Origin of the sequence: Amycolatopsis ponsaeliensis (assembly GCF_030182635.1) — a bacterium.
Lineage (GTDB): Bacteria > Actinomycetota > Actinomycetes > Mycobacteriales > Pseudonocardiaceae > Amycolatopsis > Amycolatopsis ponsaeliensis.
In genome coordinates, this window is the sequence record NZ_JAPZLD010000004.1 from 306083 (window position 1) to 323552 (window position 17470).

11 protein-coding genes are annotated in these 17470 nt (G+C 71.8%); 9 read left to right on the forward strand and 2 right to left on the reverse strand.

Annotated features, from left to right (window positions below):
• Positions 1–129 precede the first annotated feature (129 nt).
• Genes QQ657_RS08740 through QQ657_RS08780 form a run of 9 tightly spaced genes read left to right on the forward strand, consistent with a single transcriptional unit; the run spans position 130 to position 13041 of the window.
• Entirely contained in the window at positions 130–2169 is a 2040-nt protein-coding gene (locus tag QQ657_RS08740; RefSeq protein ID WP_284741591.1) for a putative baseplate assembly protein, read from the forward strand.
• The gene (locus QQ657_RS08745) at positions 2166–4094 is read left to right on the forward strand and encodes a phage tail protein (RefSeq protein ID WP_284741592.1); all 1929 of its coding nucleotides are present in this window, start codon (positions 2166–2168) and stop codon (positions 4092–4094) included. The genes QQ657_RS08740 and QQ657_RS08745 overlap by 4 nt, the downstream gene beginning before the upstream one ends.
• Positions 4095–4107: 13 nt before the next feature.
• Entirely contained in the window at positions 4108–5307 is a 1200-nt protein-coding gene (locus QQ657_RS08750; protein WP_284741593.1) for a hypothetical protein, read from the forward strand.
• Positions 5304–7346: a coiled-coil domain-containing protein gene (locus tag QQ657_RS08755; RefSeq protein WP_284741594.1), complete on the forward strand. Its 2043-nt coding sequence runs from the start codon at positions 5304–5306 to the stop codon at positions 7344–7346. The genes QQ657_RS08750 and QQ657_RS08755 overlap by 4 nt, the downstream gene beginning before the upstream one ends.
• The gene (locus QQ657_RS08760; RefSeq protein ID WP_284741595.1) at positions 7343–8470 is read left to right on the forward strand and encodes a hypothetical protein; all 1128 of its coding nucleotides are present in this window, start codon (positions 7343–7345) and stop codon (positions 8468–8470) included. The genes QQ657_RS08755 and QQ657_RS08760 overlap by 4 nt, the downstream gene beginning before the upstream one ends.
• A 1-nt stretch (position 8471) precedes the next feature.
• Positions 8472–8978 (forward strand): hypothetical protein, encoded by a 507-nt coding sequence (locus tag QQ657_RS08765; protein WP_284741596.1) that lies wholly within the window; start codon positions 8472–8474, stop codon positions 8976–8978.
• Positions 8975–10687: a hypothetical protein gene (locus QQ657_RS08770; protein WP_284741597.1), complete on the forward strand. Its 1713-nt coding sequence runs from the start codon at positions 8975–8977 to the stop codon at positions 10685–10687. The genes QQ657_RS08765 and QQ657_RS08770 overlap by 4 nt, the downstream gene beginning before the upstream one ends.
• 1 nt (position 10688) lies before the next feature.
• Complete coding sequence (locus QQ657_RS08775; RefSeq protein WP_284741598.1) at positions 10689–12752, forward strand: ATP-binding protein; 2064 nt, start codon at positions 10689–10691, stop codon at positions 12750–12752.
• Positions 12745–13041, forward strand: coding sequence for a hypothetical protein (locus QQ657_RS08780; protein WP_284741599.1), 297 nt, complete (start codon positions 12745–12747; stop codon positions 13039–13041). Before QQ657_RS08775 ends, QQ657_RS08780 begins: the two co-directional genes overlap by 8 nt.
• An 18-nt stretch (positions 13042–13059) precedes the next feature.
• Here QQ657_RS08780 and QQ657_RS08785 read toward each other — a convergent pair whose 3' ends face one another.
• Both QQ657_RS08785 and QQ657_RS08790 read right to left on the reverse strand, forming a co-directional pair.
• The gene (locus QQ657_RS08785) at positions 13060–13740 is read right to left on the reverse strand and encodes a hypothetical protein (protein ID WP_284741600.1); all 681 of its coding nucleotides are present in this window, start codon (positions 13738–13740) and stop codon (positions 13060–13062) included.
• A gap of 19 nt (positions 13741–13759) precedes the next feature.
• Positions 13760–17434, reverse strand: coding sequence for a hypothetical protein (locus tag QQ657_RS08790; protein ID WP_284741601.1), 3675 nt, complete (start codon positions 17432–17434; stop codon positions 13760–13762).
• Between the last annotated feature and the right edge of the window lie 36 nt (positions 17435–17470).

Here is a 17470-nt window from a genome sequence, read left to right on the forward strand (position 1 = left end):
CCGGGCGCGCGGCGTGCCCGTCGCACGCTCCGCCAACGTCCTGAATGACTCATTCAGGTCTTGGGAGGTCCTGAATGACTCATTCAAGACGCCGCCGAGGCCTGTCGTCGAGGCGGGGGAGGGACTGCTGTGACCGGCGACGTCTGGTGGGCGGGAGACTCCACCGAAGAAGCCCGCATCGTGCCCGGCCCCGGGCCGTCCGGGGAGCAGCCCGAACTGGTCGACGCCACCAGGGAAGCCGTGCGCGCCGCCGTGCGCGACCGCGTTCCCGGCTACACCCCGGACTGGACCAACCCCGACCGGCAGGACGCCGGGGTCGCGCTCGTGCGGCTCTTCGGCACCCAGGCCGAACCCGTGCTCGCCCGGGTCAACCGGCTGCCCGAGAAGATCCTCGCCGAGCACCTGAACACCGCGGGCGTGCGCCGCCGGCCGGCCACCGCGGCCGCCGCGTTGCTGGAGTTCACCGTGACCCCGCCGGATGGCGCGTCGGTGCTCGTCCCCGCCGGTTTCCAGGCCGCCGCGTCCGGTGCCGGCGGTGACATCGTCTATGAGACCGACCAGGACCTCTACGCCACCCCGGCCACCCTGGGCGTGCTCGCCGTGCAGCGAGGCGGCGCGCTCGAACCGGTCCCGCTGGGGCCGAGCGGGCCCGGCCGGCCCTTCGCGCCGTTCGGCACCGAGCCGCAGCCCGGCAACGCGCTGTGGCTGGGCCTCGACGGCACCGCGAGCCCGTTCCCCTCGCTGTCGCTGGGTTTCGTGATCGCGGCCGCGCCGCCCGCGCCCGCGGCCGCCGGCGGGCTCACCCCGCTGCCGCTGGAACCCCAGCCACTACTGCGCTGGGACGTGCTCGACGGCGGCCGGTTCGTCCCCGCCGAAGTCGTCCGCGACGAGACCCAGGGGCTGCGCGCCAGCGGCACCGTCGAGCTGAGGCTGCCGCGCACGTGGGCACCCGGCCGGCCGCCGGCCACCCGTCCCGGCCCGGCGCTGCGGTGGCTGCGGCTGCAGGTCGCGCACGGCCTCTTCACCGTCGCGCCGCCGCTCGTGTCGGGGCTGCGGCTGAACACCGTCGCCGCCACCGCCGCCCACACGATCTTCGACGAGCCCCTGGAACCCGTCCAGGACCCCGCGGCGCCCGCCGAGCGGCGGCAGCTGCGGCTGAGCCAGGTCCCGATCCTCGCCGGCACCGTCGTGCTCGAGGTCGACGACGACCCCGGGGCCGACCTCTTCGGCACGGCCGGGGAGACGGCGTCGCGCTGGCAGGAAGTCCCGAGCCTGGCCGCGTACGGCCCGGACGACCCGGTGTTCGTGGTCGACTACGACACCGGCGTGGTCACCTTCGGCGACGGCGTCAACGGCGCGCCCGTGCCGCCGGGCTTCCGCAACGTCCGGGCCCTGCGGTACCGGGTCGGCGGCGGCGAGGCGGGTGCCGTGGCGGCCGGCGCGGTCAACGGCGTCGTCACCGCGCGGCCGTTCGTGACCGGGGTGAACAACCCGTTCCCCGCCACCGGCGGCACCGACGCCGAGCCGGACGCGGACGTGGTGCGGCGCGGGGTCGGGGAGCTGCGGTCCCGCGGCCGGGCCGTCGCGCCCGCCGACTACGGCCTGCTGGCCCTGCGCGCGCCGGGTGCCTCGATCGCCCGCGCCAACGGGGTGCCGGGCTTGCACCCCGACTTCGCCGGGTCGCCCATTCCCGGCGTCGTCGGCGTTCTCGTGGTGCCGCCGATCGACTCGGGCGACACCGAGCCGCCCGTGCCCACCGCCGCCACCCTGCGCGCGGTGGCGGACTTCCTGACCCGCGAGGTCACGCCCGCCGGCGTCACGGTGGTCACCGGCCCGGTGGCGTTCCGCCGGATCGCCGTGGAGGCCCGGGTCGTGCTCGACGCCGACCAGGACCGGGCCGCCGTCCTGGCCCGGGCCGCCGACGCGGTGACGACCTACCTGGACCCGTTGCGTGGCGGCGAAAACGGCGGTGGCTGGCCCTTCGGCGGCGCGGTCCGGCACACCCCGCTCGTGCGCCGGCTCCTGGCCGTGGACGGCGTCCTCGCGGTGTCCGGGCTCTCGCTCACCGCCGACGGCCTGCGGCTGCCGCCGTGCACCGACCACGCGATCCCGCCGAACGACCTCGTCTGGCCGGACCGCCCGCTGCTCATCCCGGTGGAGGAGTCATGACCTGCGCGCCCACCGCCGTCACCTTCCGGCTCCTCGACGACGTCGTCGGGTGGGACGAAGCCGCCGTGACCGACGTCGTCGGGTTCACCGACGAGGCCGGCGTGCGGCTGGCCTACGCCGGTGCTTCCCCGGAAGGCCCGACGCGGGCCCAGCTGCTGCCGTGGTTCCCCGACCCGCGCCTGGCGCCGGGCTGCCGGCCGTGCGGCTGGTACCTCCTTTCCGGCGAGCGGTTGCTGCGCCGGGACACCTGCGCCGGCGGGTGGCTGCCCGTCTGGCCTCGGCACTGCGACCCCAGGCTGCTGCGTGAACCGGTCGCCGTGGCCGCGCGCGGGCACCGGATCGCCGTGGCCGACTCCGGCCGCGTCTTCGTCTGGCGCAACGAAGGCGACCACCTCACCGCGGTGATCCACCACCGCCACGCCACCGTCGTCGCGCTCGCGCCGGACGAGCAGGTGCTCGTGGCCAGGGCCGGCAGCGACCGGCTTTGGCGCTACGGCCCCGACGGGACCTTGTGTGAGGTCATCCGGACCCACGTCGACGGCGAGATCATCGGGATCCGCACCGGACCCGGCCCCACGATCTGGCTGCTCACCGAAGAAGACGGCCGGTTCCGGATCCACCGCCGTGACCACCACCGGTTCCACGAGTCCACAGTGGACGAGCTGGCCGCCGCGCTGCCGCCGAGCACGCTCGTCGGCGCGGACGAGGACGGCTTCTGCCTGCGGGAGAAGGGGCCGGAGGGCGCCGTGACCTCCTGCTACGACTGGGCGGGGCAACCACGCGAGACGCCGGCACCCGAAGCCGGCCGGTTCGTCACCGAAGGCGAGTTCACCACCCACCTGATCGACAGCGGCATCTCGCGCTGCCGCTGGCACCGGGTGCGGGTCGAGGCGGACGTGCCGGCCGGCACGGCGGTGACCGTGTCCGTCGTGGTGTCCGAGGACGACCGGTTCGCCGAGAGCGACTGGCAGACCGCGCCCGCCGGCGTCACCGACTTCCTCGTCGACCAGCCACCCGGCCGCCACCTCACCCTGCGCGCCCGCCTGTCCGGCGACTCCGCCGCGACCCCGGTCCTGCACCGGATCCGGCTCGACTTCCCGCGCTCCACCAGCGCGGACCTGCTGCCCGCCGCGTTCCGGCAGGACCCGGCCGCGGACGACTTCACCGAGCGGTTCCTGTCCCTGTTCGACGCGAGCGTCGCCGAAATCGACCGGGTCGTCGAGCGCTACCCCGCGCTGCTCGACGCGACCGGCGTGCCGGACGGCGCGCTGCCGTGGCTGGCTGGCCTGCTCGGCCTGTCGTTCGAGGCCGGCTGGGACGCGGCCACACGCCGGAAGCTGATCGCCGCCGCGCCCGGTCTGTACCGGCGACGCGGCACGCCACGCGCGCTCAAGGAGGCGATCGGCATCGTCTTCGGCGTCACCCCGGTGATCGACGAACTGGCCGGCGACCGCCACTGGGCGCAGGTGCGCGCGACCGCGGGACCGGCGACCGCCCGCGGTCTCGGCTCGGTGCGGCTGTTCGGCCGTTCGTCGTCACGGCTGCGGCTCGGCACCTCGACGCTGGGCGCGACGCCGTTGCGGGCGTTCGGCGACCCGGACACCGATCCCCTCACCGAGCACGCCCACCGGTTCCGGGTCCTCCTGCCGGCCGCTTCCGCGGACGAGGACGCGGTGCGGCGCCTGGTGGCCCGGCAGGCGCCCGCGCACACGAGGGGATCGGTGCGCGCCGGCGGGACGGGGTTCGTGGTCGGGACGCGGTCGGCGGTCGGGGTGGACACCGCGTTCGTCCCGCTGCCGCCACCGGTGGTCGGGGCGGCGCGCCTGAACCACGACGGAGTACTGAGACCCGGGTCCCACGGCGCACGCCAGGGCGTGAGCGTCGGCGTGGTGTCCGCGGTCGGGGTCCACACGCGAGTGTCTTGAGAGGACAGAAGAGATGACCGAGGCAACGACACAGGAACAGCCCTTCCGCCGGCTGCGGTACTTCCACGGCCAGCTGCTCACCGCGCGCGACTTCCAGCGCGAGCAGGAGTACTTCCGCGAGAAACTGAAGCTGCGGATGCGCTGCCTGCTCGGCTACGGCGTGGTGTGCGGGCTCTTCGTGGAACCCGCTCCGCCGGGGGACCCGAAGGAGAAGACGGAACACCAGGTGAAGGTGCGCATCACCGCCGGGCTCGGCGTCGACTGCGACGGCAACGAGGTGGTCGTGCCGGGCGGCTGCGCGATCGACCTGTGGGACGCGCTGCACGAGGACGAGCGCACCGGCACCACGACGGTGTGGGTCGGCGTCGAGTACACCGAGCGCGCGGTCGAGCCGACGCGGACCGTCTTCAACTCCGCGTGCGCGGACACGTCGGACTGCGACTTCGGCTACACCGAGGAGACCTACTGCGTCCGGGTCACCACCAAGACGCCCCCGAAGGACGACCGCTGCGAGACCTGCTGCACCCCGTGCGAGCACAAGGTCCTGTGGCTGGCCAGGATCGACGACGTCGACTTCGGCAAGCCGGTCCGCGAGGAGCAGATCCACCTGGACGTGCGGCGCTTCTTCGGCCGCCGCGTGCCGACCGTGATCACCGGCGTCAACTGGCGGCACGGCCACACCTACTCGGTGAACGAGGCCAAGGAGCTGCTCGGCACGCAGAAGAACTCGGGCGGGCTGGTCGTGGAGTTCTCCGACGGCGTCCGCGTCGACAGCCTGCGCCGCGGCGTGGTGGAGATCCAGGTGATCGAGGGCGGCGCCGGCCGCAACGCCGACACCTGGTACATGGGCGGCCAGTTCGAGGAGCCCAGCGGCAAGGACGGCGAGTTCACCGACCACTTCCGCTACCGGCAGACGACTCGCGAGACGCTGCAGGACGGCGACCGCGTGCTGATCACCGTCCGGGCGGCGTTCATCCTCGACCACTGCTGCCGTCCGGTCGACGGCACCAACGTCGGCGGCCGGGTGCCCTTCATAGGCCGGGCGAAGGCCGACGCCGAGGCGGAGACCGACCACGGCCACGACCCCAAGCCCGAGCCCGAACCGACCGGCTGCCTCGTCCCGCCGACGGGCATCGGGCCGTGGACGTCCGGCACCGGCGCGGGTGGGGACGTCTTCGAGAGCTGGTTCTTCGTCACCGAGGAGCGTTCATGAGCAAGCCTGATTGCGGCTGCGGGTGCGGCGGGTCGCCCGCCTTCCCGGCCGCGTTCGTCCGGCCGCGGTTCTTCGCCGGCCAGCTGCTCACCGAGGACGACCTCGGCCTGCTGACCGACTACGTGGCCGGGAAGGACCGGCTGCACAACCGGATGGTGTCCGGCCCGGGTGTCGTGTGCGGGCTCGAGGTCACGTGCGACTCGTGTGCCGGCGGGACGGTCTCCGTCCACCCCGGGCACGCCCTCGACTGCTGCGGCAACGACATCGTCTTGTCCTGCAAGGAAAAGGTCGACGTGCAGGCGCTCGTGCGCGAGTTGCGGGTGTCCTCGCCGGGCGTCTCGTGCGGCGACCCGTGCGACGACGACCAGCGCCACTACGGGCTCTTCGTGCGGTACGAGGAGAGCATGGCCGACCCCGTCTCGCCGTTCGCGACCGAGGAGCCGTGCCCGGCGCCGGGCTGCGTGCCCTCGCGGGTCCAGGAGGGCTTCCGGTTCGTCGTCAAGTGCGACACCGCCGACGACCACCGGTACAACCCGGCCACCAAGCTCCTGGCGCAGATCGGGGACAAGGACGCCTACGAGCGGGTCCGGCTGCTGAGCCGTCGGCTCGAGCGCTACCTCGACCCGATGTCGGTCGCGAGCTCGTCCTCGACCCGGACGATCCGGTTCGACGACGCCGACGCCGTCCGGTACGCCGACAACCTCCGGCTGCTGCGGGACGGCGGCGACGAGGTCACGCAACCGCCCGTGGCGCGGCAGCAGACCGAGTACGTGCGGGCCCTGGCGAGTGCCATCGCCCGGTACGACACCTATGACGCGGCGGGGCAGAAGGACCTGCAGGCCAAGCACGACCTCGGGGAGATCGACACCGCCCGGCAGGTGCTGGGCGCGGCGTGCGACCGGCTGGCCGGGGCGAACCCGGAGGAGGTGTGGCCGGAGCCGGCGCACCGGGCGGTCGCGCTGGCCGTCGTGGCCGAGGCGAAGAACCGGGTGGCGACCGCCGACCCGGACGCGCCGCTCGAGGTCCGCCTGCTGGCCCAGGGCACGCCGCTGGACAACGTGCTGGAAGCGGAGTTCCGGGGCGATCTCGTGCGGATCCGGGAGTGGCTGCTCGGCCGGCTGGACCGGGTGGCCGGGGTCGCGGACTGCCGGCTGCACGACGACGTGCGCAAGGTCGCCGTCCCGCAGCCGGTGCCCGTCCCGGAGCCGGACCCCACGCAGCGGCTGGCCCTCGCCGACCTGGGGCTGCTCGCGGACGCGGCCGGGAAGCTGACCACCTGCGTACGCCGGTTCGTCACCGACGCGGCCTGCTCGACGCTGAACCCGCCGTGCGTGGACTGCGCCGACGACGACGTGCTGCTCGCGCACCTGGAGCTCGACGGCTGCGACGTCGTGCGCGTGTGCTCGGCGACGCGGGAGCAGGTGCTGCCGGGCGGCTCGGCCTACGGCGAGTGGCTGCCGAAGCTCTACCAGCTGCGGCACCTCGCCGAGCAGGTGTGCTGCCAGCCGACGCCCGTGTACGAGCCGCCGGGCGTGCCGGCGTCGGGCCCGATCCCGCGGCCGTACGTGCCGGGACTGCTCGAACCGTGGCGGCAGCGAGGCCCGCTGGAGCACATGTGGGACCTCCTGGTGACCCCGGCGCCGGGGGAGACCGTGCCCAAGCCCGTGCGCGACCAGGTGTACACGGTGCCCGCCGAAGTGACCGACAGCCTGCAGGAGATGAACGCGCTGCGGGGGCAGGTGAGCGACCTGATCGCGACCGTGGAGGCGTTGCGGGGACAGCTGGACACCGCGCGGGAGCAGGTCTCGCGGGTGCGGGAGGAACTGCCGGACCGGCTCTCCGACCGGCTGTCGGAACTGGAGAGCGCCCCGGCCGCCGAACCCGGATCCGAACCGGAGCCGGAATCGGCGTCGGCGTCGTCGGCGGCGGAGAACGAGGAGGAGACGGTGAAACCGAAACCGCCGCCGCGGCGGACCCGGTCGTCGTCGAGCCGGAGCGGCGGGTCCGCCCGCAAGCCGCGGTCGGGTGAGACGTCGTGACCGGTCCGCTGCGCCCGGAGTTCCGCGAAGGGCAGGTGCTCGCGGCCGCGGACCTGGCGGCGACCGTCACCTACGCCCGCGCCGCGGCCGTCCGGCACGCGCGCCTGGCGCACGAGTGGGGCATCGCCGACGGGCTCGCCCTGACGACCGTGAACCGGACCGACCCGGTGACCGGCGCCCGCTTCGTCGAGGTGAGCGTGCAGGCCGGGCTCGCGGTCGACGGGACCGGCCGGGAGATCGTGGTGCCGGCGCCGGTCGTGCTGTCGGAGGCGGACTTCGAAGCCGTCAACGGTGCCGACGGGCCGACGTCCGAGCCGTACCCGGTGTTCCTCACCGCCGCGGACCGGGCCCAGCCGGCGACCGGGCCCGCCTCGTGCGCCGGATCCGCCGGGCCGTCGCGCGTCGAAGAGTCGTACCAGATCCTCTTCAAACGACTCGGCGACGAGCGGCTCGTCGCCGACCAGCAGCCGCCCGCGGTGAACGCCGTCCCGGCCGCCCCGCCCGTCCCGTGGCTGGTGCTGCTGGGCTTCGTCCAGTGGACCGCCGGTCACTTCACGGCGGCGGTCCCGGAAGCCCGCAACGTCGGCCCGCGGTTCGCCGGGGTGCGCGCGGACACCGTGTCGGCCCGGTCCGGCTCGCTGTCCCTGCGGACCCGGCCGCTGGCCGGCGAGGGCGAGCCGGCGCTGGTGCTGTCCGGATCGGACACCCCGACGCTGGTCTACGGCCTGTACCGGGGAACCGGCCAAGTCGATCCGCTGATGACGGTGGAGTCCAACGGGAACCTGACCATCGCCGGGAGCTTCTCCGGCCGGATCTCCGCGGGCAGCGTGCTGGCGACGTCCGGCAGTGCGACCGACGGCATGGTGCTGCCCCTGCCGGCCGGGGTGACACCGGAGGAGGTCGCCGACGGCCGGGTGTCGCTGCACGTGTACGTGACTCCTCGCATCCCGCCGTCCGGCGCGGGGCTCACGGTGCCGGCGGAAGCCACTGTGGACGGTGACCGGCGGGTCCGGTGCCTGCTGCGGTCCTACGACCCCGGCACCGGTCCGGCGGTCACCGAACGGACGGGCTCGGTCGACTTCCTGGTCCTGGCGACGGTCGCGGCGACGAGTGGGGGTGGCTGAGGTGAGTGTTTTCGCGGTGTACGAGTCGAGCACCGGAGTCGTGGTGGGTGCGGTCAAGGCGATCGACGTCCCGGTGCCGGCGGTGGACGCGCTGGTCGGTACCGCGCTGCCGGTCCGCGCGGGCGCGGCCACCTTGTCTCTTTCGGGCCGGGAACTGGCCGTGCACGAGGCGGACGACCAGCCGGAGGTGTTCGTCGACCCCCTTGCGTACGGGGTCACGCGGCTGCCGAGCCAGCCGCCCAAGCCCGCGCTGGCGAAACTGCCGACGCTCGACCCGCCCACGTTCGACGGCACCGGGCTGCTCGTCGCGCTGCCGGGGGACGCGGCCCAGGACACCGCGGTGTTCGCGCTGGTCTCCGAGGGCCAGGGGACACTACCGATCACCGGGACCATCACGAAGGGCACCGGCCACGTGGCGATCCCGGTCACGGTGAGCCCGGGCACGCACGCCGTGCTGCTGCTGGTGGCGGGCTGGGCGGGCCGGCTGGACGAGGTCGAGAAGCAGTGAGCGCCCCCACCGGCGGCGAGATCACCGTGCACCGCTGCGCGGTGCGCGTGGTCCGGCGCGGTGGGTGGAGCTGGGGACCCGACCCGCGGGGGCTCGTCCAGCGCGTGCTCGACGCGCTGCCGGACCTGCTGGCCGCGGAGTTCGGCGAGTACCTCACCGGCGACGGCCCGGACCTGGAGATCACCGAGCCGGTGCGCCTGTCCGTCCGGCTGGCCGCACGCGGGGGAGGGGGGCTGGTGCCGGCGAGTCTCGTCCTGGATCGGGCGGCGAGCGGGGACCCGCTGTCCGCCCCGATCCCGATCCCGATCCCGATCCCGATGCCGGTACCCGTGCCGGCTCCCGGGCAGGCCGGACCGCTCGTCGAACCGTCCACAACGGACACTCCGGCCGAGCTGCCCGCCTTCGTCGCGGACGTGGCGGCCCCGACGGCGGCCGTGCTGTTCGAGGAACTCACCGCACGGGACGAGCTGGCCGCGCTGCTCGCCCTGCTTCCCGAGGAGACGGTGCGGCGGTACCTGGCCGCGCTGCTCGCCGAGGGCGCCGGCGGACCGGCTGATCCGGGCGCTCCGGGACCGCTGGCCGGGCCGGCGGCGGAACTGGCCCGCCGGCTGGCTCTCCCCGGGTCGCCCGCGACGCGTGAAGAAATCCTCGAGCTGCTGGGGTCGCCGCCCGGCGAACGAGCCGGTTCCGCCGCCGTCGGCGAGAGCGCGTCCGGTGGTGTGACCGCCGTCCCGAGGCCGGCGGGGGAGACGAGGGTCGGCTCGGTGCTGCCGTTCCTCCTCGCGGGCCCGCTGGCGCGGACCGGCTACCTGGACGCGATCGGCCCGGCACTGTCCGGAGTGGACCTGCTCGGCGACGCCCCGCTGTTCGCCGCAGCCCTGGCCTACCAGGTCCTGGGCGAGCCGCAGCGGGGCTGGCGGCGGACGCCCGAGGACGACCTCGCGGCCGCGACGTTCGCCGGCCTGGAGTCGGTGCCGGACCTGACCGCGTTCGCCCGGCAGGTCGGTCCCGCGCTGCCGGTGCTGGACGGCGTGCTGGCGCTGTCCCTGTGCCGCGGCCACGAACCCGACGCTCCGCTGCTGATCGCCGGCGTCGACGACGGCCTGCTGCTGGTCGACACCCCCGGCCTCTTCCCGATGGCCTGGGCGTCCACAGTGGAGGGTCTGCTGCCGCACTGGGCGGCGTGCGGCCGGCCACCCGTCGTGGTCCGGGACGGCCCGCTGCCGCCGGCGTGCCTGCGGGAGCTGGCGGCAGCGGGCGTCCGGTTCCTGACGGACGCGCGCCCGCTGCGTGACGACCCGCTGACCCGGCTGCGGTCGCGGACTCCACTGTGGACAACCGGTGGGGTGGAACCCCGGCTGGCAGCGGAATTCTCCGCCGAGCACCTGGACGAGCTGACCCGCACCCTGTTCGCCGGCCACCGGGCGGTGCCCCTGGCCGGGGACCACGCGCTCGACCACAGCGTCGCGCTCGCCGCGTCCCTGGCGCTGGGCATGATCGCCGGGCAGCTGTGGGGCGGGGAGACACCGGTCCTGACGATGACCCGGTTCGCCGACCTGGAGGCCACGGTGCGGTTCGAGCGTGACGCGGTGCGCGTCAAGATGCCCCTGGGGCGCCGCCACGCGGACCTGTGGCGGGGTGGCGCCCTCGCCGACGTGCCGAACGTGGTCTGGCTGGGTGGCCGGACCCTGACCTTCTCTGGTGGCTGAGATGAGCGGACTGGCGGTCGAGCACCTCCGGGTGCGCCTGGCGGAGCTGCACCAGGCGCTGCGGGTCGCCGTCGCCCGCCAAGCGGAGGCCGCGGCGATGCTGACGCGCCCGGACCTGACGCCGTTCTGCGTGACGGACGAGCAGGTCGACGCGCTGCTGGACCGTGTGGACGCCTTCACCGAGGCGATGACCGAGCCGCCCTCCGCGCCGAGCCCGGACCCGGAGTCCGAGCAGCACCTGCGCCGCCTGGCCGCGGCCCGTGGGGTGACGCTGCCGCTGGACGCCCTCGCGACCCGTTACGGCCTGTCCCGGGTCGAGCAGGACGCGTTGCTGCTGGTGGCCGCGCCGGAGCTGGACCCGGGCTACGAGCGCGTCTACGCGTACGTCGTGGACAACCTGAACCGGCGGGCGCCATGCGTGGAGCTGCTGGTCACGGTGGTCGCGGAGACCCCGGCGGACCGCCTGGCGGCGCGCCGGGCGCTGGGCTCCGCGGGCCGGTTGCGCCGCTACGGCCTGCTGCAGGCGTACGGCGAAGCGCCGAGCGAGCCGGCCCGGGAACTGGCCCTCGGTGGCGGGGTGTTCGAGTACTTGATGGGCTGGGGCGGCGACGTCGGGATCCTCGGCCACGACCCCGGCGAGGTGTCGGGACCGGAGCGGCAGGTGGCGTCCCCGTACCTGCGGTCGGAGCGGCTGGGCACCCTCGGCCGCGCGCTGGCCGCGGGCGACGTCGACGTGGTCGGCTTGTGGGGGTGCCCGGCCGACAGCCAGATCGACGCGGCGCAGGCGCTGGCGGCCGCGGCCGGGAGGCCCCTGCGGCGCGTGACCGCCGACGTGGCGCAGGACCTGCGGACCGCGGCCGCCCTGGACGCGATCCTGTGGCTGCCGACGGACCGCGCGTACGACGAGGCGCTGGTGCGATCGAGCGTGCCGCTGTGCCTGACGGGCGTGAACCCGTGGCGCCCGCCCGGGTTGCTGGCTTCCCGCACGTACGCGGAGCTGACGATCCCGGCGCCGGACTTCCCGGAGCGCCGGGAGATGTGGTCGTCGGCGTTCCCGGTGCTGGATCCGGAGGTGCTGACGGACCTGGCCGCCCGCTACCGCATGAGCGGCGGCGAACTCCGCGCGGTGGCGGCGGTCGCCGACGCGGGCGCGCGCCTGGCCGGCAACGGCCAGCCGGGCGAGCACGTGGAGCCGGCGATCGCGACGGTGACCCGGGGGCGCACGAGCGGGGTCGTGCAGGCGATCACCCCGCGCCGCACGCTGGACGACCTGGTGCTGCCGGAGGCCCAGCTGGGCCAGATCGGCGAGATCGCGTCGGCGTTCCGCGCGTGGCCGCGCATCGCGGAGTCGTGGGGATTCGCCCGTCGCACCTCGACGGGTGGGGTGAAGGCGTTGTTCACCGGCGAGCCGGGCACGGGCAAGACGATGTCGGCGGAGGTCGTCACCGGGATGCTGGGGCTCGAGTTGCTGAAGGTGGATCTGGCGCAGGTGGTGTCGAAGTGGGTGGGCGAGACGGAGAAGAACATGGAGGAGGTGTTCCGCCAGGCGGAGGACAGCCACGCGGTGTTGTTGTTCGACGAGGCCGACGCACTGTTCGGCAAGCGCGGCGAGGTCAAGCAGGGGACAGACCGTTACGCCAACCTGGAGGTCGGCTACCTGTTGCAGCGCCTCGAAGCGAGCGACGGCCTGATCATCTTGACGAGCAACCTCAAGGAGAACATCGACGCGGCGTTCACCCGCCGGTTCCACTTCGTGGTCCACTTCCCGCGGCCGTCGTTGGCGGAGCGCCGCCGCCTGTGGCAGCTGGCGTTTCCCCCGGAGGCGCCGTTGGCCCCGGAGGTCGATTTGGAGGCGTTGTGCCGCTTGGACATGACGGGAGCGGGCATCACCTCGGCGGCCCGAACGGCGGCTCTTGCCGCCGCTGACTCTGCTAGCGAGTCGATCTTGATGCAGCACGTGGTCCGCGGGGTGTCGCGCCAGTTCCAGCGCGAGGCGCGGTTGTTCCGCCCGGCCGAGCTGGGCCGGTATGCTGGGCTTCTGACCGAGGGGAGTTCGCATGCCTGAGCTGGTACCCCCACAGACGAAGCCCGCTGTCCCGGTGACGGCGCAGGAGCTGCGGACTGCCGCTGCTTCCGATCGCGGTCACCAGAAGCTGGTTTTGGTGCCGGCGGTGGTCGGGAACGCCCAGGCTGCGAAGACGGCGATGGATGGTTCGTCTAAGACGGTGCCGTCGCATTTGGCGTCGACGATGGCGGCTGGGCAGGACCGGGTGGGGAACGCGGCGATCGCGGGGGCGGCGATGCGGGTGGTGCCGATGGCGGTTCCCCACAAGGACGCCTGCCCCGGCTGCTGACGCTGCCTGAACCAAAGGTCACTCGGCCAAGCCGACCTCACGGAGACCCTCGAAAATATCCATCAGACGCCGGAATTGTTTGGATCTCTTGGGGGCGACTACCACCATCGAATCAAACGGACTGATGTCGAACCGACTGAAGACGCGGTGCGCTCCGTCGGGGACGTCCCGGTTGTCCAGCTCCGCCCGATGCTCGCGGCGCAGGAGGAACTGGGTCTCAGGGTCTCGCTTGATCAGGTTCCCCGGCACGTAGTCCAAGCTCACGTCCACGAACTCGGCCTGCGTGATGTCCAAGGCCCAGTCGACCGACTTGTAGGCCTCCACCAAGGCTCGGTCAGCTTCCGGGCTTACTAGGTCTTCGTCCGGCCTCGGAACGGGTGGACTGGCGATGACTGCGCCCGCCCTGCCCTTGAACGTGACGTGGGACAAGACGCAGCCGCTCAGGTGCATCAAGCCGCCTTTGGTGACGAGGTTGTCGACGGTGACGTCCTCGAAGCGGATGCCGACGGCCAGGCAGTTGTCCAGTATGCATCTGGTCGCGTTGACTCGGCGTACGACAAGACTCGGAACCAAGTCGGTTCGCTGAGCCAACGTGGAAGCGACAAAGGTGCACCGGTCGAGCTCGAAGTCCTCGACGATCTGCCCGGGGCTGGTAGCGCGGACATCCTCGAAACTCTCGCCAACCAGTCTGGTGGTCACAACCCGTCCTCTCCAGCGCTCATCCGAACACGGCATCGATGGTACGAGCCGGGATCGGGCGATACGCGACGATCTGCTTCTCGCGGCTTATGTACGCCCGTTGCAGATGTTCCATCGTAGACGTGCGGCTGGAGCCGGTGACGTCCACCGGGAAGGACCGCTTGCCGTCCTTGATCAGGAAGTCAGGAACACTCTCTCCTGGCCGGCTCGCGCCCAGTCGCTTGATGTCGGGGTGAGAGACGGTCCTGGCCACGTACTTCTCGACTGCCATTCCGATGAACCGCGTACGCAGGTCCGGTCTGTGCTTGCCTGCTTCGAGCATCCCCTCGGTCATTTCCGCCTTCAACATGGTTGCCGACAGGTTGCCGGCCGCCGCGGTCACTCTGACCAGCTCGGCGAAGGCCTTTTTCGCTTCCTCGCCGACGAGGTTCTGATCGCCGACCAGGATCCGGTACGTGCGGCCCGAGTCCCGGGCGAACTCCCCGACGACGAGGTAGTTCGCGCCCTCGATCACGTCCTTGCCGCGCCACTCCGGAGGTGAGGCGTGGTAAGAGGTGTACTTCGCGATCTTCTTGTCGCTGTTCACCTTCTTGACCACTTCGTCGATGACGTCTTCGTATCGGCCGCCCTTGTCGTGGTCTCTGGCCACGGAAACGATGTCGGCGCGGATCTCCTTCTCGATCTTGACCTGATCGCCCAGGTCACCCTCGGCCAGGTCCTTGACGCCGTAGTCGCTCCCATATTGGACGATCTTGGCCTTGAGGTCACGGAACGCGGCCGGGAAGCCCGGGTATTCGAGGAGCTTCTTGGCCTGCTTGCCCTTTTGCTTCTCCGCTGCCCCGACCAGCTTCTCGACTTTCTTTGCGACCCGGACGATCGCTTTGAGGTCGTTGACCTTCTCTTTCTCTTTCGGGTCTTTTCGCTTCCTTGCCTGGAGTCTTTTGATCACGCGATCGGCTTTGACGGACACCTTCAGCCGAGCGCTCGCGATGTCGACACCTTCGCCGGGTGTCGCGATCAGGGTGTGCCCTTCGCCGGTCATCGACAGGCTTTCCTGCTCCGGCTGGAGCTTGACAGTAGCGTCTTTCTTGTCGTCGGCGCCGGGCTTGCCCTTCTTCTCGGGCTTCTTCTTGCTGAATTTGTCCTTCAGCTTCTTCGCCAGCGCCTTGACCTTGGCCCAAACCTTCTTGGCCAACCCGACGATCTTCCCGATCACCCAGTCGATAGCCTTGTTCACCGGCCGAGCGAGCTTCTGGAAGATCTCCTTGACCTTCCCCGCGATACCCCCAACCCCGAGAAGCGCAGCCAAAGCCCCGATCAACACCGGAATCGACCGCGCGAGAGCCTTCTCGACCAAACCGGCCACCCCGCCGGCCCCGCCCTTGGCGATCGCGATCACCGCATCCAGCACCGTGTTCACGAACTCGATGATCTGACGACCATTGGTCACGATGAACTTGATGATGTCGATGATCATCTTGCACGCGCGGATGAACGCCGAAGCCGGGTTGAACAGGGAAATGATCCACGTGATCCCGGCCATGATGATCGTCGGCAGCAGATATGACACGAGATTGTCGATCAACGTCTTCTTCAAATCGCCGACGCGATCGCGGAGGTCGTCCCAAAGCGCCCGGATTCCGCGCTTCCGGACCTCCAGAACCAGAGGCAGCGCGTGCTCGCCCGCCTCGATCGCCGCCATTGCCTCCTTGGGGACCTTCCGGGCGATCCGCGCCCGCAAGTTGGCCCACGTCAAGCCGAGCAGGCTGGCGATCATCAGCAGGATGCCCACGACGTCGAAGCTGGTGGGCAACGTGATCCCGGCCGTCGCCGCCGTGCCCAGGAGCCATGACAACACTCCCTGCTGCAGGTGCGTCACCGCGTTGTTCTTGAACTGCTTCAACCCGCCGCCGACCGCCGACACCAGATTGCCCAAGAAACCGATCGGATCGCGAAGGATGCCCATCACCGCCTGCGCCGCCTTCGCGAGCACCCCCAGCAGCATGTCCTTCAGCTCGAGGATCGTCTTGATGACGCCCTTGACCGCGTCCAGTGCCTTGTCGACGAGCCCCTTGTTCTTCTCCTTCTCCGCGTCGATCTCGGCGTCGACCGCCTTGACCGCGTCCGTGTACTTCGTGGCCAGCGTGTCGACCAGCTCGGTGCTCTTGTCGTCGACCGACTGGGTCAGCTCGTCGAACTTGTCGGCGAACCCGGCCGCCGCCTCCTTGCCCAGCGCCTTGAGGTCCTTCGGCAGGCTGTCGACGGCCTTCTGCAGCTCTGTACGACCCGTCGCGATGCGCTGCTTGGCCCGCGTCAGCTCACGGCCGATCGTGTCCGCGACGGCCGAGATGACCCCGCGCATCGCCTTGACGTAGTGGTCGCGGGCCTCGACGAAGATCTGGTTCGCTTCCTCCGGCAACCCGAACAGCTTGTCGTGACCCCACTTGACCAGGCCCCAGCCACCGCTGTAGCGCCGGTCCTTGTACTCGTCCATCTTGCGCCGGTGCTCGGCGGTGAACGCGTCGCGGGCTTCCTTCTCGCCCTTCGTGAACTGGTCGTCGACGAGCTTGTCGAGACCCGTGAGAATGCCTTCGACGTCGGTCTTCATCGTGTCGAAGACCTTCTGCAGAATGGCCGTCACCTTGGCGCGCTTGTCCTGGTCGTCGCTCTTGGTGGCTTCCTTCCCGCGGTCGACCAGGCGACCGGCGCCCGCCCGCCGGGTGGTGATCGCGCCCATCGCGGACGCGCCGAACTGCTTGGCCTGGGCCGTGGTCTGGCGCAGCTGCTGGGACTCGTTCTTGTGGAGCTCCGGCGGTGTCGCCTCGGAATGCTTCTCCGCGGCCTTCTTGTCCTTCAAAGCCGGGCTGAACGCCGGGTCCGTCGACAGCTGCTTTTCGGTGACCTGGTTCTCGGCCATCTGCTTGTCGACGGCGGCCGGGCCCGCGGACATGTCGGTGGCCGACGGCGGCAGCTTGTCCGGCGTCGCCTTCGCCGGGTCGGGCGTGGCCGGGGTGCCCGGTGGGCGGTCGCCCGTCATCGGCACGACCTGCTTGACCTCGGCGGCCGAGGTGTCCGGGGGTGCCGCGGTCGTGTCGGCGATCTGCTCGGCCGAGTCGTTCTTGCCCTCGCCGACCTTGTCGGCCACTTCGGCCTTGACCTCGGCCGGCTTGCCGGACTCGGAGAACTCGTCGGCCTCTTCGAGGTTCTTCGGCGCCTTCTCGGCAATGGCCTTCTCGACGGCCTTGACGAACGCTTCCTTGTCGAAGTCCTTCGGCTTGGCCTCGTTCATCTTCTCGGCGTTGGCCGTCTTGCCCTGCGCCACCTCGTCGTCCTTGGGCGGCACCGAGGCGGCCTGCGCCGAGGTCGCTTCCTTGTTCGCCGGGGGATGGGACTTCGCGACCGTGTGCTTCTTGTGCGCGACGTCCTTCTTCAGCACCGCGAACTTCGGATCGGCGCCCGGACTCCTGGCCAGGCCCGCCGCCACCGCACCGTTGCCGACCTTGTCCTGCGACTCCTTCCGCGACGGATCCGCGAGCGGCTTCTTGTCACCGGCCCGCAGCGCCGCCAGCGCCGCCGCGTTCGACGGCGGCAGCGGGGCCGGTTTCGGCCGCGGTGAGCGCTCCTTCACAGCCGCCGGCGCCGCGTCCACTGTCAGCGCGGGGAGCTTCGCTCGTGCCCTCGGTGGCGGCGGCATGGGACGGCTCTCCTCCCGCGACGGGAACCCTGGACA